This is a genomic window from Streptomyces sp. STAM6 (assembly GCF_054963715.1).
Map to the genome: position 1 here is coordinate 1 of NZ_JBUEFZ010000016.1, position 21,251 is coordinate 21,251.

Here is a 21,251-nt window from a genome sequence, read left to right on the forward strand (position 1 = left end):
CTGCCGGGCCGTTCTTCGCTTTCGCGTTTCCCTTTCCGGCGGTGCCGACTCTATCAGCCTTTTCCCGGGCTTCTGACCACCCCCACCCCACCTGTCGCTGGACAGAGGTGTAGACCAGTGGTGTAGACCAGTAGTATCTCGGCTGGATCGGCTCTGCCGACCTCCGTCGCCTTGTGGCGTCGTGGCTTGGCAGGGGTACGACCCTACTCGCACGCACCAGTCGAGGCAAATCGTTTCCGGTGGTCCGTATCCGCGCCAACTGGTAACAGTCCGGCGGAACTCGGACTTCCTATGACATACGCTGCTCAACAGTACGCCGTCCGGGACAGGCAGTGACGGCGACACAGACTCTCCGCCCCCTGGGAGGCTCCCCATGACCACCGTGACGTCGCCCCTCGCTGGACGCGCCATCGGACTCGCCGCTGTCCCCGACCCCGTCTTCTCCGGGGCCATGGTCGGCCCGGGTACCGCCATCGACCCCGAGCGTGAGGTCTCCGAGGCCGTCTCCCCCGTGGACGGCATCGTCGTCTCCCTGCACCCCCACGCCTACGTCGTGGTGGACGCCGAGGGCCACGGGGTGCTGACGCACCTCGGTATCGACACGGTCCAGCTCAACGGTGAGGGCTTCGAGCTGCTCGTGAACAAGGGGGACACCGTGAGCCGCGGGCAGGCGGTCATCCGCTGGAACCCCGCCGCGGTCGAGGCGGCCGGCAAGTCCGCGATCTGTCCGGTCGTGGCACTGGAGGCCACCACCGACTCGCTCTCCGGCGTCGTCGAGGACGGCGATGTGAAGACCAGCGACACGCTGTTCAGCTGGCAGTGACACAGTGCCGTCCCTGGTGACGGCAGTGGTCGGACATTCATCGTGGCGGCACCGGCCGCCGCTCAATCGGAGACGGGTGTAATGGAGACAACGCTGCGAGGCGTCGGCGTCAGCCATGGTGTGGCCATCGGCGAGGTGCGCCACATGGGTACGGCGGTGCTGGAGCCCCCGGCCAAGCAGATCCCGGCGGAGGAGGCGGAGCGCGAACAGGGGCGTGCCCGTCAGGCCGTCGAGGCTGTGGCGGCCGATCTGATCGCGCGCGGCAACCTGGCCGGAGGTGAGGCCCAGCATGTGCTGGAGGCCCAGGCCATGATGGCGCAGGACCCGGAGCTCATGGCCGACGTTGATCGTCGTGTCGCCGTGGGCAGCACGGCGGAGCGTGCCGTGTACGACGCGTTCGCGGCGTACCGGGCGCTGTTGGCCGGTGCCGGGGAATATCTGGCGGGGCGGGTGGCGGACCTGGACGATGTGCGGAACCGCATCGTGGCCCGGCTGCTGGGGGTACCGATGCCGGGTGTGCCGGACAGTGACGAGCCCTATGTGCTGATCGCGCGGGACCTTGCTCCCGCGGACACGGCGCTGCTCGATCCGGCGCTGGTGCTCGGGTTCGTGACCGAGGAGGGCGGGCCGACCAGCCACAGCGCGATCCTGGCGCGGGCGCTGGGTGTGCCGGCCGTGGTGGCGTTGCCGGGTGCCGGTGAGCTGGCCGAGGGCACCGTGATCGCGGTGGACGGCAGCACGGGTGAGATCTTCGTGGAACCGAGCGCGGAGAAGCGGGCGGAGATGGAGCGGGCGGCGGCGGAGCGCAAGGCCGCTCTGTCGGCGGCGACGGGTCCGGGCGCGACGTCGGACGGGCACAGGGTGCCGCTGCTGGCGAATGTGGGCGGGCCCGCGGATGTGCCGGCGGCGGTGGAGGCCGGGGCCGAGGGTGTCGGTCTGTTCCGTACGGAGTTCCTGTTTCTGGACGACAGCAAGCAGGCGCCGTCGGAGGCCAAGCAGGTCGAGGCGTACCGGAAGGTGCTGGAGGCCTTCCCGGAGGGCCGGGTGGTCGTGCGGGTGCTGGACGCGGGTGCTGACAAGCCGCTGGACTTCCTGACTCCGGCCGACGAGCCGAATCCGGCGCTGGGTGTGCGGGGGCTGCGGTCGCTGCTGGATCACCCCGAGGTGCTGCGGACGCAGCTGACCGCGCTGTCGAGGGCGGCCGAGGGGCTGCCGGTGTACCTCGAGGTCATGGCGCCGATGGTGGCGGACCGTACGGACGCGAAGGCGTTCGCGGACGCGTGTCGTGAGGCGGGGCTCCGGGCGAAGTTCGGGGCGATGGTGGAGATCCCGTCGGCCGCGCTGCGGGCGCGGTCCATCCTGCAGGAGGTCGAGTTCCTGTCGTTGGGGACGAATGACCTCGCGCAGTACACCTTCGCCGCCGACCGGCAGGTGGGTGCGGTGTCGCGGCTGCAGGATCCGTGGCAGCCGGCGCTGCTGGATCTGGTGGCGGTGTCGGCGGAGGCGGCCCGGGCCGAGGGCAAGAGCTGTGGCGTGTGTGGTGAGGCGGCCTCGGATCCGCTGCTGGCGTGTGTGCTGACGGGTCTGGGTGTCACCTCTCTGTCGATGGGTGCCGCGTCGATTCCCTACGTGCGGGCGACGCTGGCCAAGTACACGCTGGCCCAGTGTGAGCGGGCCGCGGCCGCGGCCCGGGCCGCGGACACGGCCGAGGAGGCCAGGCTGGCCGCGCAGGCGGTGCTGTCCGGCGAGTGAGCCGGTCCCGGCGGTGGCCGGGTGGTGTGCAGGAGGGGCTTTCCCGCCGATGGTGGCGGGGAGGCCCCTCCTTTTTTCTTCCGTCCCTCATGGACGGGGTCAGGGGTGGGTGTGGGGGTGGTCGACGGTCGGGATGTCGAATCCGGCGCGGTATTCGACGTTGGATTCGGGGGCGATCGGTTCTCCGGTGTCGGCGTCGGTGCAGTAGGCGCTGAAGACCTCGGCGGCGCTCAGCGGCAGGACGCGGCCCCGGTCGAGGCGCCAGCCGTGGACGCTGTCGGGGGTGGTGGGTGTGCTGGTGCGGAGCACGAGTCCGCCGGGGGTTTCGAGGGCGATGCCGACGGCGAGGACGGTGACGAACTGGGCACCCTCCGTCGAGTCGAGCACGGCCGGTCCGGTGCCGGGGCGTTCGGCATGGAGGACGGCGAGGAGCTGTTCGCCGGCGGCGGGGATGCTGCAGACGAGGTGGTGGGTGCCGGGGCCGGCCTTCTCCAGGAGGCGTACGAGGAGGTGTGAGGCCTGGTCGAAGGCGGCGCGTCCGATGTCCTGGCCGCAGTCGGCGCAGGTGCCGGTGTCGGCGAGAAGCATGGTGGCGTACCCCCATGTGGCGTTGCGGACGGCTTGGTTGATGAGGAGGGGGACGAGCCGGTCGATGGGCTGTCCCGTGTAGGCGACGGAGGCGCCTGTCGTGGCGATGTGTGCGGTGAAGCGGCTGCGGCTGCCGGGGGTGTCCGGGTCGAGGCCGGTTTCGGTGCAGTAGGCGGCGAAGTCCTCGGGGTCGAAGAGGGCGACGGTGGTGTGGCCGCCGCGGGACGCGAGGGTTTTCAGCAGTCCCTCGACCTGGCGGAGGTAGGCGGCGTGGTCGTCGAAGGTGAAGGTGCGGTAGCGGCGCATGGCGGCGAAGTCCTCTTCGTCGGCGAGGAGGCCGACGGTGCTGGATACCTCCCGGCGCAGGGCTCGCCGCACGGATGTGTCGTTCCTGGTGTGAGCCATGGTTCCCCCTTGTTCACGAATGCTCACTCACAGTAATCGGCGGGACTGACAGCGGGGGTGGGGGGAGGCGGCGGCGGACCAGGCGGTGCTGGGCGACGGCGGTGGCGGCGAGGGCAGCGCCGAGGAGGGGCCAGGCGAGGGGGCCGGCGGTGATGACGGCGGTGACGAGGAGGGGGCCGGCGCTGCGCTGGGTGGAGGAGGCGAGGCCGTGGACGCCGAGGTAGGCGCCTTGGGTGTGGATGGGGGCGAGGGCGACGGAGAGTTCCCAGGAGGCGGTGGCGTGGATGATCTCGGCGAAGGTGAGGGCGGTGGCGGCGGCGGTCAGGGCGGCGACGGCGGTCCAGCGGCCGCCGGCGGCCGAGGCCGCCATGGCGAGGGTGCCGGCGGTGAAGAGGCAGGCGAGGGGGATGAGGAGGGTGCGGGCGGTGGTGGGGGCGGCGCCGAAGCGGGAGAAGGGGACCTGGAAGAGGACGACGAGCACGGAGTTGAGGACGAGGAGGAGAGGGGCGAGGCCGACCGGTGCTTCAGTGGCGTGAACGATCCAGAGCGGCATGCCGACCTGGAGGATCGCGTCGTCGAGGAAGAGGGCGGTTTCGGTGGCGGTGAAGAGGAGGTAGGTGCTGTCGCGCCAGGGGTTCGTGGGGGTGACCGCGGGGCTGGTGGTGGAGTCGGCGGCGATGCGGGAAGGGGCGGGGGGTTCGGCGCAGCGGAGGGTTTGGGCGGCGATGAGGAGGTAGGTGAGGACGTTGCCGACGAGGAGGGCCTGGTAGGCGGTGGTGGTGCCGAGGGCGAGGGCGGCGGCCGCCCCGAGGCCGCCGACGGACCATCCGATGTTGGAGACGGTGCGGTTGATGGCCTGGTAGCGGGCGCGCTGGGCGCCCGCGACGCGGGCGGCGTAGAGCTTGGTGAGGACGTTGGAGGCGCGGTCGGGGAGTGCGCCGATGGCGGAGTAGAGCAGGAGCAGCGCGTATTCGTGGGTGGTGAGGAGGGCGAGCAGGGCGGCTGCGCGCAGGAGTTGGGCGGCGACGAGGACGCGGGTGACGGGGAAGCGGTCGGCGAGGCGTCCGGCGATGGGGGCGCCGGCGATGCCGATTCCGCCGGAGACGCCGATGAGGATGCCGACTTGGGCGATGGACATGCCGGTGACGTGGGTGAAGTAGAGGGCGACGGCGGTGGCCCAGAGTCCGGTGCCCGTTTTGTCGATGAAGGTGACGAGCAGCATGCGGCGGGCGTTGCGCCCTCCTGGTATGCGCTGTGCGAGTGCGTCCCGGCTGTGGCGCAGGTTCACCGTTCCCCCTTGACTCCCGATTATGTACTGATACATAGTTCCTTACGTGGCAGCACAATATTCGATCACTGGGACGACGGCCAGCGGAATTGCCGCTTCCGTCGAACGGGCCGTGGCAGGCGGCGATGTGGGGCCGGGCTCCGCGCTGCCCCCGGTGCGGCGGCTGGCGGACGAGCTGGGGGTCAGTCCCGGGACGGTCGCGACGGCGTACAAGGAGCTGCGCCAGCGCGGGATCGTGGTGACGAAGGGGCGTGGCGGGACCGTGGTGGCGCAGGCGCCGTCGGTCGGTTCCCGGCGGCCGCCCCGAGTGCCGGAAGGGCTGCGCGATCTGGCCGGCGGGTATCCCGACCCGGCCTTCCTGCCGGAGTTGCGGCCGCCGTCGCCGGTCGGCCCGGTTCCCGGCTCGCACCGCGCGCACCCGCGACTGGAGTCGCTGGAGGACCTCACGCGCGCGTGGTTCGCGCGCGACGGCGTGCCGGTCGAGCACGTCACCTTCGCGCACGGCGCCCTGGACTGTGTGTCGCGGCTGTTGTCGACGGAACTGAAGCCGGGCGACTCGGTGGCCGTGGAGGACCCCGGTTTCCACCACCTGCTGGACCTGGTGCCCGCCCTGGGGCTGCGGATGGTGCCGGTGGCCGTGGACGACGCGGGGATGACGCCGGAGGCGCTGCGGGGGGCGCTGCGGGCGGGCGTACGGGCGCTCGTGTGCTCGCCGCGCGGGCAGAGTCCTTTCGGCGGGCGCTTCACGCGCGGGCGGCGGGACGACCTGGTGGCGGTGCTGGAGGACTTCCCGGAGGTGCTGGTGATCGAGGACGATCACAACGCCGACATCGCGGGACCGGAGCCGTCGTACTCCCTCGCCGCGTCGGGGCTGCCGCGCTGGGCCCAGGTGCGCACGGTCTCCAAGCACCTGGGCATCGACCTGAGGTGGGCGGGGCTGGCGTGCGACGCGAAGACCCTGGCCCGGCACGACGGGCGGATGCTGCTCACCTCGGGGTGGGTCAGTCATGTGCTGCAGGAGACGGTGGCGCGGCTGCTGGCCGACGACCGGGTGACGCGCCTGGTGGACCGGGCCCGGGCGGCGTACACGGAGCGGCGGGAGGCGCTGCTGGGTGAGCTGTCGCGGCACGGGATCGCCGCGCACGGGGCCAGCGGGCTGAACGTGTGGGTGCCGGTGCGCGACGAGTCGGCGGTGGTGAACGGGCTGCGTTCGTACGGCTGGTGGATCGCCGCGGGGGCCCGCTTCCGGATCGCCGCGCCGACGGCCGTGAGGATCACGACGGCGGCCCTGGAGCCGGCCGACGCGGCGCGGCTGGCCTCGGAGTTCGCCGTGGCGCTGGGCGACTCCGAGGCCACCTACGGCGGCTGATCAGTCCCTGGTGCGGGCGCGCTCGCGGGCCAGGTCCTCGTAGAAGCGGAGCAGGTCGAGGTTGTCGACGGAGCCGGGGTTGACGGCCTTGGACAGGTCGGTGCCCTGCAGGAGGCGCTTGACGGGGACCTCGATGCGCTTGCCGGTGAGGGTGTGCGGGACGCCCGGCACCTGGATGATCTCGTCGGGGACGTGTCGCGGGGAGAGCTCCGCACGGATGGTGCGCTTGATCCGCGCGACGAGGTCGTCGTCGAGGGTGGCGCCCTCGGCGAGGTGGACGAAGAGCGGCATCCAGTAGCCGCCGTCCGGCTCCTCCAGTCCGATGACGAGGGACTCGCGGATCTCGGGGAGGCGTTCCACGGCCTCGTAGATGTCGGCGCTGCCCATCCGGACGCCCTGGCGGTTGAGGGTGGAGTCGGAACGGCCGTGGATGACGACCGAGCCGTGGTCGGTGATGGTGATCCAGTCGCCGTGCCGCCACACGCCCGGGAACATGTCGAAGTAGCTGTCGCGGTAGCGGCTGCCGTCGGGGTCGTTCCAGAAGCGGATGGGCATGGACGGCATGGGGTTGGTGACGACCAGCTCCCCCACCTCGGCGACGACTGGTTTGCCCTGCGGGTCCCACGCCTGGAGATCGGTGCCGAGGCAGGCGGCCTGGAGCTCGCCGATGTGCACCGGGAGGGTGGGTACGGCTCCGGCGAAGCAGCTGCACACGTCCGTGCCGCCGCTGACGGAGGCGATCCACAGGTCCTCGCGGACCTCGTCGTGCAGCCAGCGGAAGCCGTCGGGCGGCAGCGGGGAGCCGGTGGTCGCGACGCACTTGATCGCGGAGAGGTCGAAGTCCCGGCCGGGGTGGACGCCGGCCTTCGCGCAGGCCATGACGTACGCGGCGGAGGTGCCGTACAGGGTGGCGCCGGTGCGTTCGGCGACGCGCCACTGGGCGCCGGTGTCGGGGTACCCCGGGCTGCCGTCGTAGACGACCACCGTGGTGCCGGTGAGCAGGCCGGAGACGAGGAAGTTCCACATCATCCAGCCGGTCGAGGTGTACCAGAAGAACCGGTCCGCGGGGCCGAGGTCGCAGTGCAGGCCGAGCTGCTTGAAGTGCTCCAGCAGGATGCCGCCCTGGGACTGGACGATGGCCTTGGGCAGTCCGGTGGTGCCGGAGGAGTACAGCACCCACAGGGGGTGCTCGAAGGGCACGTGCTCGTAGACCGGCGCGGTGTCGCCGGAGGTGAGCGCCGCCCACTCCAGGGTGCCCTCGGGGGCGTCCGTGCCCAGCAGCGGGATGTGGACGACCGCGCGGAGGGAGGGCAGCTCGCGGCGGAGCTCGGCGACGGTGTCGCGCCGGTCGTGCTCCTTGCCGCCGTAGCGGTAGCCGTCGACCGTGAACAGGACGACCGGCTCGACCTGCTGGAAGCGGTCGAGGACGCTGCGGGCGCCGAAGTCGGGCGCGCAGGAGGTCCACACGGCGCCGACGGCGGCGGTGGCGAGCAGCGCGGTGACGGCCTGCGGGATGTTGGGCAGATAGCCGCTGACGCGGTCGCCGGGGCGCACGCCGAGGGCACGCAGCTCGGCGGCGAGGGAGCCGACCTGGCGGCGCAGCTCGGCCCAGCTGGTGGGGGTCGGCTCGTGGGTCTCGTCGACGTGGAGCAGCGCGGGCTCGTCGGGACGGTCGTCGGCGGCTCGCAGGGCGTGCTCGGCGTAGTTGAGCGTGGCGCCGGGGAACCACTGGGCGCCGGGCATGGAACGGTCGCCGAGGACCCGCTCGTAGGGGGTGGCGAAGCGGATGTCGAACCACTCGGCCACGGCCCCCCAGAAGGTGTCCAGGTGGTCGACGGACCAGCGGTGGAGGGCCGGGTAGCCCCCTTCGGCGGGGGCGCCGTGGCGTTCGGCCGCCCAGGCCTGGAAGCGGGTGACCGCGGCGGAGGCGATGCGGTCCTGGTCCGGCTGCCAGAGCGGCTCGGCCGGCTCGGACTGCGCTGTCGCTGACGTCATTGGAACGGCTCCCTGGCTGTACGCGGGTCTGCGTGGGTCGCGCGCACGTGCGGGGTGTGCGCGTGACGCGGCTGACAGGACGATGCCATGTGATCGTCATTCGCACCAGGGTTCGCCACCCATGGTCGGGCGGCTGAATATGTGCTCTCACCACGGGTGAACGCCAGTTGAACGGACCCCGCGCGCCCTCGTACGGGTGGCAGGGTGAGCGGCATGGACGGTCGTGATCTGGTGCGTTCGGTGAGGATCTTCGGCACGGTGCGGGGGCTGCGGGCGATGCGGTCGGCCTGGCGGCAGCGGCGTACGGATGCCTGGGGGCTGCGCCCCCGGGGCGCGGAGCGGGCCCGGGTGCCGGGTCCCGTGCGGGACGTGGAGCCGATGCCGGGCGGCGGGGTGGTCCGGTTCGCCCGTTCCGAGCTGCGGGTGTGCGTCGCGAGCGGCGGGACCGTGTTCTGGGGCTGGGACGGGGCGGAGCCCGAGCCGTCGTACGCGCTCGCGGGCGATCCGCCGGAGCCCGATCCGCGGGCGGAGCTGGAACCGGACAAGGACGGCGGGTGGCGGGTCGTCGCCGAGCGGGTGACGGTGACGGTGTCGAGGAACGGCGCGGTGGAGGTGCGCACGCCCGGTGGGCTGGTGCTGCGCCGTGACCTGCCGCCGCGCTGGTGGGAGCCGGTCGGCGGCGGTCCTTCGCGGTGGGTGCAGCGCACCGAGGTGCCGGCCGACGCGCGGTTCTTCGGTCTGGGCGGGCGGGCGTCGGGCCCCCGGCTGCGGGACGGGACGTACCGCCTGTGGAACACCGATCCGCGCGGTGCCTTCGGCCCGGGCGACGACCCGCTGTACATCACCATGCCGGTACAGCTGGTGGTGTCCGACGCGGGGACGCACCTGGTCTTCCACGACAGTACGTGGGACGGGCGGATCACCCTGCGGGAGGGTGAGGAGGGGGCCGGATCCGGACACGACCGTCCGGGCGGCAGCGAGGTACGCATGAGCGGCGGCCCGCTGCGCTGCTGGGTCCTGGTGGGCACGCCCGCCCGGGTTCTGCGCGGCTGGGCGGCGCTCACGGGCGCTCCGGCACTTCCGCCGTCCTGGGCGCTGGGGCCGCAGCACGCGCGGTGGGGGTTCGGCAGCGAGCGGGAGGTGCGGCGGGTCGTGGCGGGCTACCGGGAGCGGGGGCTGCCGCTGTCGGCGCTGCACCTGGACATCGACCACTACGACGGGCACCGGGTGTTCACGGTGGATCGCGAGCGGTTCCCGGACCTGCCGGGGCTCGCGCGGGACCTGCGCGAGGAGGGCGTGCGTCTGGTGTCGATCGTCGACCCGGCGGTGAAGGTGGAGCCCGGGAACGCGGTGTACGACAGCGGGGCGGCGGCCGGGGCGTTCGTGCGGGACGGCCGGGGCAACGAGGTGCGGGGGGTGGTGTGGCCGGGCGACTGCGTGTATCCGGACTTCACCGATCCGGCGGTGCGCGCCTGGTGGGGCGGCCTGTACGAGGAGCGGCTCAAGGAGGGCTTCTCCGGGGTGTGGCACGACATGAACGAGCCGGTGTCGTTCACTCCGTTCGGCGACATGACACTGCCCCGGTCGGCCCGGCACGCGCTGGAGGGCCGCGGCGGTGACCACCGGGAGGCGCACAACGTGTACGGGCTCGCCATGGCGCGGGCGGGGTACGAGGGGCTGCTGAGGCTGCGTCCGGAGGAGCGGCCGTTCCTGTTCACGCGGTCCGGCTGGGTGGGGATGCAGCGGTACGGGGGGACGTGGTCGGGCGACGTGTCGTCGGGGTGGCCCGGGCTGCGCGCGTCGTTGTCCCTGGTGCTGGGGCTCGGGCTGTGCGGGGTGCCGTACTCCGGGCCGGACGTGGGCGGTTTCGACGGGAGCCCGTCGCCGGAGCTGTTCCTGCGCTGGTTCCAGCTGGGTGCGTGGTTGCCGCTGTTCCGGACGCACGCGGCGATCGACGCGGGGCGGCGCGAGCCGTGGGAGTTCGGGCCGAAGGTTCTGGAGTACGCGCGGGTCGCGCTGGCGGAGCGGGAGCGGCTGCTGCCGTACTTCGTGACCCTGGCCCAGCTGGCGCGCCTGACCGGGGCGCCCTATGTGCGGCCGGTGTGGTGGGGGTCGCCCGGCGACCGGGCGCTGCGGGACTGTGAGGACGCCTTCCTGCTGGGGGACGCCCTGCTGGTGGCGCCGGTACTGGCACGCGGCACGGACCGGCGGGCGGTGCGGCTGCCGCGGGGGCGCTGGTACGACACGGTGACGGGGCAGGCGTACGAGGGGCCGGGCCAGGTGCTCCTGGACGCGCCGATGTCGCGGATCCCGGTGCTCGCGCGGGCGGGTGCCCTGATCCCGGTGCGGGGCGCGGACGGAGCGGACGAACTGGAGGTGTGGGCGCCGGCCGCGGGACGTACGGGCGGCGGCCTCGTGGTGCGGGACACCGGGGACGGCTGGGCGCGTCCGGAGGTCGAGCGGTACACGACCCGGCTGGTGGCCGGCGGGGTGCGGGTGGAGCGCATGACCGAGGACGGCGCTGTGGAGGTGCGGGACCGGGTGCGGGTGCGGGGTCTGGGCGGCTGAGCGGCGGTGGGGGCTCGGCGGCTGCCGGCACACGAGGGCCGGCCCCGGCCGCGGTGGCGCCGGCACGGGAGGGCCGGCCCCGGTCGTAGGCAGGCGGGCGCCGGCACGGGAGTGCCGGGCGCGGCCGGAGGGTGGGCGGCTGAGCGGCCTGCCCGCGGGCGCGTCAGTCGTAGTCGCCGGCGAACCACCTGCGTGCCGCGGCGGTGTGCAGCGGGAAGGCCAGGTCCGCCGGAGCACACAGCAGGTGGTGGCCGTCCGTCTCGTCGGTGGGCGCCGGCGGGGGAAGGTCGGCGGCGGGGCGGGCGGGGAGCAGCCCGAAGAGGAGCAGGTGGCCGGCGGGCGAGCTCATCGCGTCGGCGAGGCGCACGTCCCCGGCGGCGGCCTCGATGCCGGTCTCCTCGCGCAGTTCGCGGACCACCGCGTCCCGCCAGTCCTCGCCGTGGTCGATGAACCCGCCGGGGAGGGCGACGCCGCCGCGGTGGGGTTCGATGGTGCGGGTGATGACGACCAGGCCGGCGCCGTCCGCGTCGGTCGCGGGCAGCAGGGCGACGGCGACCGGCAGGGGGTTGCGGTAGGCGACGGCGCCGCAGCCGGGGCACGTGCGGGGCCAGCCGGCCCCGGGGGCGTACGCGGCGCCGCAGCTGCCGCAGTGGGAGTCCTTCACGGAGCCGGACTGTACCCGGCGTTCTGTACCCGCCCGGTCGGAACTGATAGATGGTCCGCATGAATCGACTCGCTCCCGCTGTCCGTGCCCTGCTGACCGCTGCCGCCGCCGGGCTGCTGGCGGTCACCGCGACGGTCCCCACGGCGCGGGCGGCGCCCGGGCCCAAGTCGTGTCGTCAAAGTCCCGTCTGGTCGGCGGCGTCTTGCACGCACGCTCGCTGCGTTGTCGTCAGTCGCCAATGCTCCGCAGTGACTCCTTCCTCCGCCTTGCGATCGCACGCACCAGACGCCGTCGACCCCGCCCTCCGGGCGGACGACGCCACTTCGACGACACTCCCTGGGGCTCCGGAGGAGTTCGTGGCACTGCGCTCGGTGGACCCGACGATCATTGAGGAGATGCGGTACACCACGCGGCACAACTTCGTGGGCGAGCCGGTGGACGGCTACCGCCAGCCCGTGTGCATCCTGACCAGGCCCGCCGCACAGGCGCTGCACCGGGCGCAGCTGAGGTTGCTGCGGCAGGGCCATTCGCTGAAGGTGTACGACTGTTACCGCCCGCAGAGGGCGGTCGACCACTTCGTACGGTGGGCGAAGGATCTCCGGGACGAGCGGATGAAGGCGGAGTTCTATCCGCTGGTGGCCAAGTCACGGTTGTTCACGGACGGTTACATCGCGGAGAAGTCCGGGCACAGCCGGGGTTCCACGGTGGACCTGACGATCGTGAAGCTGCCCGCGCCACCGACGCGCCCCTATGTGCCGGGCGAGACGCTGGTGCCGTGCTACGCGCCCCGGGGCGAGCGGTTCCCGGACAACTCCGTCGACATGGGGACGGGGTTCGACTGCTTCGACACCCTGTCGCACACGGACGACCCTCGTGTCCAGGGCGTCCAGCGGGCCAACCGGGAGTTGCTGAGGGGGACGCTGGCCGCCGAGGGCTTCGTGAACCTTCCCGAGGAGTGGTGGCACTTCACGTACAAGCCGGAGCCCTTCCCCGGCACGTACTTCGACTTCCCCGTCTCGCGGCGTTCGGTGGCGGGTCACTGACGGCGGGGTCGCGGGGGGCGGCCGCCCGTGGCACACTTCTGACGTACCGTCAGATAACTGCCGCATGCCGGGAGGGGCTTTGACGCGGACGCGCACACCCGTGGTGGCCGGCTGGTTCACCCACGAGGGCGGCGAGGAGGACTTCCGCCTCCTGGGCACCCGCTGCTCCGCCTGCTCGGCGGTCTTCTTCCCGCGCGAGGACGCCCTCTGCCGCAACCCGGCCTGTGCGGGCGGGGAACTCACGGAGGTGCCGCTCTCCCGGCGCGGGCGCGTCTGGTCGTACACCGACGGCCGATACCGGCCGCCCGCCCCGTACGTCTCCGACCCGGCGGCCCGCTGGGAGCCGTACACGCTGGTCGCGGTCGAGCTCGCCGCCGAGGCCATGGTGGTGCTCGGCCAGGCCGCGCCCGGCGTGGGCGTGGACGATCTCGCCGTCGGTATGGAGGTCGAGGTGGTCCCCGGGGTCCTGAACGAGGACGCGGACACGGTGTGGACGACGTGGCACTGGCGGCCGGTGGCCGGCCGATGAACGACATCGCCGTCCTCGGCGCGGGCATGCACCCGTGGGGCAAATGGGGCCGGAGTTTCGTCGAGTACGGGACGGCGGCGGCCCGTGCCGCGCTCGCCGACGCGGGCGTCGGCTGGCCGGACGTCCAGTCGGTGGTCGGCGCCGACACCGTCCGCGGCGGCTATCCGGGGTATGTGGCCGGAGCGACGTTCGCCCGCGCGCTCGGCTGGCAGGGCGCCCGGGTCACCAGCGTGTACGCGGCCTGTGCCTCGGGCGCGCAGGCCATCGCCACCGCCCGGGCCCAGATCCTGGCGGGCCTCGCCGAAGTGGTGCTCGTCGTGGGCGCGGACGCGGCGCCGAAGGGCTTCCTCGCACCCGCCGGCGGTGACCGGCCGGACGATCCGGACTGGCTGCGGTTCCGGGTGCTGGGGGCGACCAACCCGGCGTACTTCGCGCTCTACGCCCGCCGCCGCATGGCCGTGTACGGAGACACGCCCGAGGACTTCGCCCGGGTCAAGGTGAAGAACGCGGCAGCCGGGGCGCTCAATCCGCTCGCCCGCTACCGCAGGACGGTGACCGCGGACGAGGTCGCCGCGTCCGCCGTCGTCGCCGACCCGCTGCGGCTGCTCGACATCTGCGCCACCTCCGACGGCGGCGCCGCCCTCGTGCTGTCCTCGATGGCCTACGCGCGGCGACACGGAGTCCCCGGCCCGGTCCGTATCCGGGCCGTGTCGACCGTCACCCCCACCTATCCGCGTACCGTGCTCGACCTGCCGGACATCGCCACCGACTCGGCGGCGGCGGTGGCGCCCGGGCCGCTGCCGTTCCGCGCGTCGATCGCCCGGGCCGCGTACGAGGAAGCGGGTGTCGGCCCCGAGGACCTGTCACTCGCCGAGGTGTACGACCTCTCCACCGCGCTGGAACTCGAGTGGTACGAGGACATCGGCCTGTGCGGGGAGGGCGAGGGAGCGAAGCTGCTGCGCGAGGGCGCCACGGCGCTCGGCGGACGCGTCCCGGTCAACACCAGCGGGGGGCTCGCCTCGTTCGGGGAGGCGGTGCCCGCCCAGGCCATCGCCCAGGTCTGCGAGCTGACCCGGCAGCTGCGGGGCGAGGCGGGCGACCGGCAGGTTCCGGGCGCGCGCACCGGGATCACCGCCAACCAGGGGCTCTTCGGGCACGGTTCGGCCGTCGTCGCCGTGCGCTGAGCCCGCTCCCCCACGCGTACCGCCCCCTTCGGGCGCGGGAGCCGGCACGCCGCCTCGCGTCCCGTACGACGGGTCCGGCATCACCCGTGAACTGCCGTAACGGAAGGCGACCTTGACGCCCTGTCATGAGCAGTGAAAACTGCCTCCTCGTCGGCATCGCCGCACGCCATGGAGCACGCACCCTGCACGGAGAACCGGGGCCGTCGCCCCGGGCGAGCTAGGAGCCGCCATGAGCAATGGAGACATCTTCGCCGGTGAGGTCATCGGCACCGCGATCCTCATCCTCTTCGGCGCGGGTGTGTGCGCGGCCGTCACACTGAACTTCTCGAAGGCCAAGGCCGCGGGCTGGGTCGTCATCGCGTTCGGCTGGGCCTTCGGGGTGCTGGCGGGTGCCTACACGGCCGCCCCGCTCTCCGGCGGGCACCTGAATCCGGCGGTGACGGTCGGCGTGGCCGTCGACACCGGCGAATGGGACAAGGTGCCGCTGTACATGCTGGCGCAGATGGTCGGCGCGGTCCTCGGGGCGGTGCTGGCCTGGCTGGTGTACTACGCACAGTTCCGGGCCAATTCCGACGCGAGGACCGCTCAGCCGACGCTCGGGATCTTCTCCACCGGCCCGGAGATCCGTGATCCGGTCGCCAACCTCACGACCGAGATCATCGCGACAGTCGCACTGGTCCTGCCGATCCTGGCCTTCGGCAGGAACGACGGCATCGGCATCGGGCAGATCCCGGGCCAGGACGCCGGCATCTACGGCTCGGGCATCTCCATCCTGCTGGTGTCGCTGCTGGTCGCCGGGATCGGCATGTCGCTGGGCGGGCCGACCGGCTACGCCGTCAATCCGGCCCGAGACCTGGGGCCGCGCATCGCCCACGCGCTGCTCCCCATCCCCAACAAGGGGACGTCCGACTGGGGCTACGCATGGGTCCCGGTGGCCGGCCCGCTCATCGGCGGTCTGCTCGCCGGGCTCGTCTTCAACGCGGCTTTCTAGCGACAAGGGGATTGTCATGACGGACGGATTCGTCGCCGCGATCGACCAGGGCACCACGTCCAGCCGTTGCATCATCTTCGACCAGGACGGCGCCGTCGTCGCCGTCGACCAGCGCGAACACCGTCAGATCTTTCCCCGGCCGGGCTGGGTCGAGCACGACGCCACCGAGATCTGGTCCAAGGTCCAGGCCGTGGTGGCCGGAGCGATGGCCAAGGCCGGCCTTCACGCCGGGCAGCTCAGCGCCCTCGGCATCACCAACCAGCGCGAGACGACCGTCCTGTGGGACCGGGCCACGGGCAAGCCGGTGCACAACGCGATCGTGTGGCAGGACACCCGCACATCCGCACTGTGCGCGGAACTGGGTGCCACGGACGGCCAGGACCGGTTCCGGGAAGCCACCGGACTCCCCCTGGCGAGCTACTTCTCGGGGCCCAAGGCCGCCTGGATGCTGGACGAGGTGCCCGGCCTGCGGGCCCGCGCCGAGCGGGGTGAGATCGCCTTCGGCACCATCGACTCCTGGCTCGTCTGGAACCTCACCGGAGGCACCGACGGCGGCGTCCACGTCACCGACGTCACCAACGCCTCCCGCACGATGCTGATGAACCTGGAGACCCTCCAGTGGGACACCTCGATCCTCGCGGCGATGAACGTGCCCGAGGCGGTGCTGCCGGAGATCAGGTCCTCGGCGGAGGTCTACGGCACGGCGGTCGGCCCGCTGCGGGGCGTGCCGGTGGCCTCGGCGCTCGGCGACCAGCAGGCGGCGGTCTTCGGCCAGGCCTGCTACGAGACCGGCAGCGCCAAGAACACCTACGGCACCGGGAGCTTCCTGCTCCTCAACACGGGCAGCCGTCCGGTGGCGTCGAAGAACGGTCTGATCACCACCGTCGGCTACAAGATCGGTGACGCGGCGCCGGTCTACTGCCTGGAGGGGTCGATCGCGATCACCGGCGCGCTGGTGCAGTGGTTCCGGGACCAGCTCGGCATCATCCGCAGCGCCGACGAGATCGAGACGCTCGCGGCGAGCGTGGAGGACAACGGCGGGGCGTACATCGTGCCGGCCTTCTCCGGACTGTACGCGCCGTACTGGCGGGCCGACGCCCGTGGCGTGGTCACCGGGCTGACCCGCTACGTCACCAAGGCGCATCTCGCGCGGGCCGTGCTGGAGGCGACCAGCTGGCAGACGCGCGAGGTCGTGGACGCCATGTATCAGGACTCGGGCGTCCGGATCACCTCGCTGAAGGTCGACGGCGGCATGACCGCGAACCATCTGCTGATGCAGCACCAGGCCGATGTGCTCGGGGTGCCGGTGATCCGCCCGCGGGTCGCCGAGACGACCTGTCTGGGCGCGGCCTACGCGGCCGGGCTGGCGACGGGTGTCTGGTCGGGCCTGGACGAGCTCAAGGCGCACTGGCGGCGCGATGTGGCGTGGGAGCCGCGTATGGAGGCCGGGGCGCGCGAACGCGAGTACGGCAGGTGGCGCAAGGCGGTGGAGCGCAGCTTCGGCTGGCACGAGGAGGGGTGACCGACCGGTGCGCACGGCTCGTACCCCTGTCGGTGGGGGTACGGGCCGTGTCCTCGCCGCCCGGCGCGGGGGTCAGGTGGCGACCGGCTGCGGTCGGCGGTCGGCGACGACCAGCGCGTGCTCGACGACCGCGACCAGGACCTGCTTGACCGACTCGCGGTCACGCGCGTCGCACATCATCAGCGGTACCTCGTCGTCGAGGTCGAGCGCCGCGCGTACCGTCCCGGCCGGGTACCGGTCCTCGCCCTCGAAGCAGTTCACGGCCACCGCGAACGGGATGCCGCGCCGCTCGAAGTAGTCGATCCCCGCGAAGCAGTCCTCCAGCCTCCGGGTGTCGGCGAGCACCACGGCGCCGAGCGCCCCCTGGGCAAGTTCGTCCCACAGGAACCAGAAGCGGTCCTGGCCGGGTGTGCCGAACAGGTAGAGCACCAGGTCCTCGCGGAGCGTGATCCGCCCGAAGTCCATCGCGACCGTGGTCGTCGACTTGCTCTCGACGCCGTGCAGGTCGTCGACGGGCCGGCCCGCCTCGGTCAGCGTCTCCTCGGTGCGCAGGGGCCGGATCTCGCTGACCGCGCCCACCAGGGTGGTCTTGCCCACGCCGAAGCCACCCGCGACGAGGATCTTCAGCGTCACCGGCTCGACCGGCCGCTTCTTGCGGCTAGAGCGCCCGAAGGCCATTGATCACCTCACGGAGAATGTTCACGTCCGGCAGTTCGGCCGGCGGAACGGGACGGGTTACATGCACGAGCTCGTCCTCGACGAGGTCGCCGACCAGGACCCGGACCACCCCGACGGGAAGGTCGAGTCCGGCGGCGAGTTCGGCGATCGACTGGGGCAGGTCGCTGCAGCGTTCGACGATCTCCACATGCTCCGGGGAGAGCGTCTGGTCACGCCCGGGGTCGTCGGCCGCGGGTTCGGGGACGACGACCGCGATCAGGTCGAGGCGGTGCCGGGTGGCGGTGCTGGTGCGACCGCGGGTCATCGCGTACGGGCGCACCACCGGGCCCGCGTCGTCGTCGAACCAGTGGTGCGCGTCCTGCCGCTCGTGCCTCCGCCGTCTGTGGGCGTGCGTGCCGCTTGCGTCTCTCATCGCATCCCCCCTCACCCTCCGGCGGGCAGACCGGTCCGCGGTGCCGTCGCGAGGTGGGCGCCGACCCGCTTCACCATCAGCGTCATCTCGTAGGCCACGAGGCCGACGTCGGAGTCGGCGTCCGCCAGCACGGCGAGGCAGCTGCCGTCGCCGGCGGCCGTGACGAAGAGGAAGGCCTCGTCGAGCTCGACGACGGTCTGCCGGACGCGCCCGGCGTCGAAGTGCCGTCCGACGCCCTTGGCGAGGCTGTGGAACCCGGAGGCGACGGCCGCCATGTGCTCGCTGTCCTCGCGGCCGAGGTCCTTGGAGGCGCCGGTGGCCAGGCCGTCGCTGGAGAGCACCAGGGCCTTGCGGATCGAGCCGACCCGATCGACCAGCTCGTCGAGGAGCCAGTTGAGCTCGCCGGTTGAATTGGGTGCTGCGGCGTTCGGTGCGGTCATCGACCGTCCCCCTCCGGTGTCGTTCCTGGTGCTGTCTCGCCGCGGCCGGCCGCCGGGTCGCCCTCGGCGTTCTGCCGGCGGCCACGCTGCCAGCCGCGCTGCATCGCGGCCATGCGGTTGCGTACTTCTTCCGCGTCACGCCCGTCGTCCGTGTCCTCGGGGGCGGCCGGGGCGGCGGGCCGCCCGGTCTCCTCCCTCAGCTGCGGGACCAGGCTGGCCTGGCGCACCCGGCGGGGCAGGCCGCCGAGGGTCAGGGTGGCCTGGTCGGGCGCGTGGTCAGTGGGCCGGTCGCCGCCCGGGGGCGGGCCGGCCGTCCCCGGCGCGTCCGGGGCGGCGGCGCCGGGCGCCGGGTGGGTGCGGCCGTTCTCGTCGAGGCGCCTGCCGCGGTCCGCGATCAGGGTCGGTGTCCGGGAGGTTCTGCGGCGCGGCAGCGGGACGAGGCCGGTACGGCGCTCCGGCGCCTGGTCGGAAGCCTGCTGGTGCTGTTCGTGCTCGGCCGCCGGGCGGCGCGCGGGAAGGTCCACCGGGACGGCGGGCCGGGCGGACGGGCGGTCGGACGCGCGGTCGGCGGAACGGTCGGGCGCGCGGTCGGTGACCGGGCGCAGGGACCCGCGGGCGCGGAACAGTCCGCCGCGTTCGCTCTCGATCTCCTCGATGTCGCCCAGGCGGTCGTCGAGTGCCCCTTCGACGCGGTCGTCGAAGCCGAGGGACCCGACGGGCGCCTCCAGTTCGACCGGGCCGTCGAGCACGGAGGGGCCGGTGGCGGAACGGCCGGAGGGGACCCGGGAGAGCGCGGCGCGGCGGGGTGGGAGGTCCCCGTTCTTGCGGTCGAGCCGGAAACCGGTGCCCTCGGTGTCGGGCGCGTCGGTGAGCAGCGTGGCCGGGATGAAGACGACCGCCGTGGTCCCTCCGTACGGGGAGGGCTGAAGGGAGACGCGCACCTGCTGGCGCTGCGCGAGCCGGCTGACCACGAACAGGCCGAGACGGTCGGTGTCGGAGAGTTCGAACTCCGGGGTCTCGGCGAGGCGCAGATTCGCGTCGAGCAGTGCTTCGGGGGGCATGCCGAGGCCGCGGTCGTGGATCTCGAGGGTAAAGCCGTTGGCGACGCGCTCGCCGTGCACCTGGACCGCGGTGTGCGGCGGCGAGAAGACCGTCGCGTTCTCGAGGAGTTCGGCGATGAGGTGGGTGAGGTCGGCGACGGCGGGGCCGCCGACGCCGATGCGCGGCAGGCGCCGTACCTCGATGCGCTCGTAGTCCTCGACCTCGGCGACGGCTGCCCGTACGACGTCCATCAGCTGGACGGGCTTGCGCCACTGCCGGGAGGGGGCCGCGCCGGAGAGGATGACGAGGCCCTCGGCGTGCCGGCGCATACGGGTGGTGAGGTGGTCGAGCCGGAACAGGTCGGCGAGTTCCTCGGTGTCCTCGGTGCGGCGCTCCATGGTGTCGAGGAGGGTGAGCTGCCGGTGCAGCAGGACCTGGTTGCGGCGGGCGAGGTTGACGAAGACCTCGGAGACGCCGCGGCGCATGTCGGCCTGTTTGACGGCGGCTTCGACGGCGGCGCGCTGAAGGGTGTTGAGGGCGTGGCCGACCTGGCCGACCTCGTCCTTGTCGTACTCCAGGCGCGGCACCTCGGTCTCGACGTCGACGTGTTCGCCTGCGGCGAGCCGCCGCATCACACTGGGCAGCCGTACTCCGGAGACCTCCTGGGCCTCCTTGCGCAGCCGCCGCAGGTCGCGGACGAGATCGCGGCCGATGCGTACGGAGACGATGACGGAGACGAGGAGGGCGAGGAAGCCGAGGACGCCGGCGATTCCGGCTTTGAGGAGGACGCTGTAGGCGGCCGGCTGGACGCGGTCCTGGTAGCGGTCGCCGGCCTCGGTGTTCTCGACGGCGAGGTCGCCGAGCACGGGGGCGGCGAGGTCCTGCCACTGGGTGGCGTCGGTGGTGCGTGGGGTGTCGGAGGGGCCGGCGGCTATGAGCGCGTCTTCCGCGTCGCGCAGTGGTTCGGTGTCCGGGCTGTTCCAGTAGAGCTGGAAGATCTCACGCTCGGACACCGGCATGACTTCCAGGTTGACCTGGTAGAAGAGCTCGCGGTGGGCGACGAGGTCGGATATCGCGCGGATCTCCTCCGCGGTGACGCGCTTGCTGATGAGGGAGGAGACGACCAGGGCGTCCTCGCGGGCGAGCATCTCCCTTGCGCGGGCGAGACCGACCAGGGCGCGGCCCTGCTTGTCCATCTCGACGTTCTCCAGGGCGTGGAGGCTCAGCAGGAAGCCGTAGCAGGGGTCGACGAGGCGGTTGTAGAAGTCGAGGGCCTGCATCCGTCCGATGGCGCGGTTCTCGACGGAGCGGCGCAGGGCGCCGATGCCGTCGAGGGCTCCGAGGAGGGAGTTCAGACGGGGGGCCGCCGTCGGCTGGAGCGCTTCGGTGAGGTCGGAGTCCTGCGCGTTGTGCCGGATGCGGGCGATGGCCCGGTCGGTGGCGAGGCGGTCGGTGCGCAGGGTGGGGAGTGCGTCGGAGGCGCGGGGGTCGGCCAGGTAGACGAGGGTCTGGCGGCGCTCTTCCTGGATGACGCGGACCGTGTCCTCGAGGGGGTATCCGATCTTCCGCACGATGTAGCCGACGTCCAGGAGCTGGTCCGCCTCGCGGCCCGTGAGCAGTGTCGAGAATCCCCAGAGGCCGGTCAGGGAGACGAGCGGCACCAGCAGCAAGGCCACGATCTTCCTGCGGATCGACTTCCCGCGAAAGCGCATGGCCTCCCCCAGCTCGCACCCGTCCGGCGCGGGTGTACACATCAACACATCAACAAACGGCGCGAGCCTACTACTGCATCACGGACAACTCGAAGGCGCGTCCGGGCGATTTTCGGCCGGAGGATGGCGAGTTGATCATGGCTTGTCCTGGTATTCGGCGAGTTGCCATGGCACTTGTGGTACATGAAACCTGGCGGGGCGTCACATCGCCGATGTGGGCGGTTGGCTGGAACTTTTCGTTCCGAGG

The 21,251-nt window shown here is 72.5% G+C and carries 17 protein-coding genes; 9 read left to right on the forward strand and 8 right to left on the reverse strand.

From position 1 onward, the window contains the following. The first annotated feature begins 373 nt into the window (after positions 1-373). Positions 374-823: a PTS sugar transporter subunit IIA gene (locus ACY34K_RS19775; RefSeq protein ID WP_462748826.1), complete on the forward strand. Its 450-nt coding sequence runs from the start codon at positions 374-376 to the stop codon at positions 821-823. Between the two features lie 81 nt (positions 824-904). Further along, complete coding sequence (ptsP, locus tag ACY34K_RS19780) at positions 905-2,575, forward strand: phosphoenolpyruvate--protein phosphotransferase (protein WP_462748828.1); 1,671 nt, start codon at positions 905-907, stop codon at positions 2,573-2,575. A 99-nt stretch (positions 2,576-2,674) separates the two neighbouring features. On the opposite strand, the gene ACY34K_RS19785 is transcribed toward ptsP, so the two are convergent. Beyond that, on the reverse strand, positions 2,675-3,568 hold the full coding sequence (locus ACY34K_RS19785; RefSeq protein WP_462748831.1) for a hypothetical protein: 894 nt from the start codon (positions 3,566-3,568) through the stop codon (positions 2,675-2,677). A 13-nt stretch (positions 3,569-3,581) separates the two neighbouring features. Next, positions 3,582-4,856: an MFS transporter gene (locus ACY34K_RS19790; RefSeq protein WP_462748833.1), complete on the reverse strand. Its 1,275-nt coding sequence runs from the start codon at positions 4,854-4,856 to the stop codon at positions 3,582-3,584. Between the two features lie 46 nt (positions 4,857-4,902). On the opposite strand from ACY34K_RS19790, the gene ACY34K_RS19795 reads away from it, so the two are divergent. Then, a complete protein-coding gene (locus ACY34K_RS19795; protein ID WP_462748836.1) occupies positions 4,903-6,225 on the forward strand; it encodes an aminotransferase class I/II-fold pyridoxal phosphate-dependent enzyme in 1,323 nt (440 codons plus the stop codon). Here the strand turns inward: ACY34K_RS19795 and ACY34K_RS19800 are convergent, their stop codons facing one another. Further along, complete coding sequence (locus ACY34K_RS19800; protein ID WP_462748838.1) at positions 6,226-8,220, reverse strand: acetoacetate--CoA ligase; 1,995 nt, start codon at positions 8,218-8,220, stop codon at positions 6,226-6,228. It lies immediately after the preceding gene. A gap of 213 nt (positions 8,221-8,433) precedes the next feature. Here ACY34K_RS19800 and ACY34K_RS19805 point away from each other — a divergent pair, with 213 nt between their 5' ends. Beyond that, positions 8,434-10,788 carry a glycoside hydrolase family 31 protein gene (locus ACY34K_RS19805; RefSeq protein WP_462748840.1) on the forward strand — a complete coding sequence of 785 codons (2,355 nt, stop codon included), beginning with the start codon at positions 8,434-8,436 and terminating at the stop codon, positions 10,786-10,788. A gap of 163 nt (positions 10,789-10,951) precedes the next feature. Here the strand turns inward: ACY34K_RS19805 and ACY34K_RS19810 are convergent, their stop codons facing one another. After that, positions 10,952-11,452, reverse strand: coding sequence for an NUDIX domain-containing protein (locus ACY34K_RS19810; RefSeq protein ID WP_462748843.1), 501 nt, complete (start codon positions 11,450-11,452; stop codon positions 10,952-10,954). 59 nt (positions 11,453-11,511) lie between these two features. On the opposite strand from ACY34K_RS19810, the gene ACY34K_RS19815 reads away from it, so the two are divergent. The 5 genes from ACY34K_RS19815 to glpK all read left to right on the forward strand — a co-directional run bounded on the left by ACY34K_RS19815 (position 11,512) and on the right by glpK (position 16,721). Next, positions 11,512-12,495 carry a M15 family metallopeptidase gene (locus ACY34K_RS19815; RefSeq protein WP_462748845.1) on the forward strand — a complete coding sequence of 328 codons (984 nt, stop codon included), beginning with the start codon at positions 11,512-11,514 and terminating at the stop codon, positions 12,493-12,495. Positions 12,496-12,574: 79 nt separating this feature from the next. Next, positions 12,575-13,024 (forward strand): Zn-ribbon domain-containing OB-fold protein, encoded by a 450-nt coding sequence (locus ACY34K_RS19820; RefSeq protein WP_462748846.1) that lies wholly within the window; start codon positions 12,575-12,577, stop codon positions 13,022-13,024. Then, entirely contained in the window at positions 13,021-14,208 is a 1,188-nt protein-coding gene (locus ACY34K_RS19825; RefSeq protein WP_462749035.1) for a lipid-transfer protein, read from the forward strand. Before ACY34K_RS19820 ends, ACY34K_RS19825 begins: the two co-directional genes overlap by 4 nt. Before the next feature lie 229 nt (positions 14,209-14,437). Beyond that, the gene (locus ACY34K_RS19830; protein ID WP_462748848.1) at positions 14,438-15,199 is read left to right on the forward strand and encodes an MIP/aquaporin family protein; all 762 of its coding nucleotides are present in this window, start codon (positions 14,438-14,440) and stop codon (positions 15,197-15,199) included. 16 nt (positions 15,200-15,215) lie between these two features. Next, positions 15,216-16,721: a glycerol kinase GlpK gene (gene glpK, locus ACY34K_RS19835; protein WP_462748850.1), complete on the forward strand. Its 1,506-nt coding sequence runs from the start codon at positions 15,216-15,218 to the stop codon at positions 16,719-16,721. A gap of 72 nt (positions 16,722-16,793) precedes the next feature. On the opposite strand, the gene ACY34K_RS19840 is transcribed toward glpK, so the two are convergent. Genes ACY34K_RS19840 through ACY34K_RS19855 form a run of 4 tightly spaced genes read right to left on the reverse strand, consistent with a single transcriptional unit; the run spans position 16,794 to position 21,004 of the window. After that, a complete protein-coding gene (locus ACY34K_RS19840) occupies positions 16,794-17,399 on the reverse strand; it encodes a GTP-binding protein (RefSeq protein WP_462748853.1) in 606 nt (201 codons plus the stop codon). Continuing rightward, entirely contained in the window at positions 17,380-17,811 is a 432-nt protein-coding gene (locus tag ACY34K_RS19845; RefSeq protein WP_462748856.1) for a DUF742 domain-containing protein, read from the reverse strand. Before ACY34K_RS19845 ends, ACY34K_RS19840 begins: the two co-directional genes overlap by 20 nt. 11 nt (positions 17,812-17,822) lie before the next feature. Further along, positions 17,823-18,251: a roadblock/LC7 domain-containing protein gene (locus ACY34K_RS19850; protein WP_462748858.1), complete on the reverse strand. Its 429-nt coding sequence runs from the start codon at positions 18,249-18,251 to the stop codon at positions 17,823-17,825. After that, positions 18,248-21,004, reverse strand: a complete 2,757-nt coding sequence (locus ACY34K_RS19855; protein WP_462748859.1) for a nitrate- and nitrite sensing domain-containing protein — start codon at positions 21,002-21,004, stop codon at positions 18,248-18,250. The genes ACY34K_RS19850 and ACY34K_RS19855 overlap by 4 nt, the downstream gene beginning before the upstream one ends. Positions 21,005-21,251: the final 247 nt, after the last annotated feature.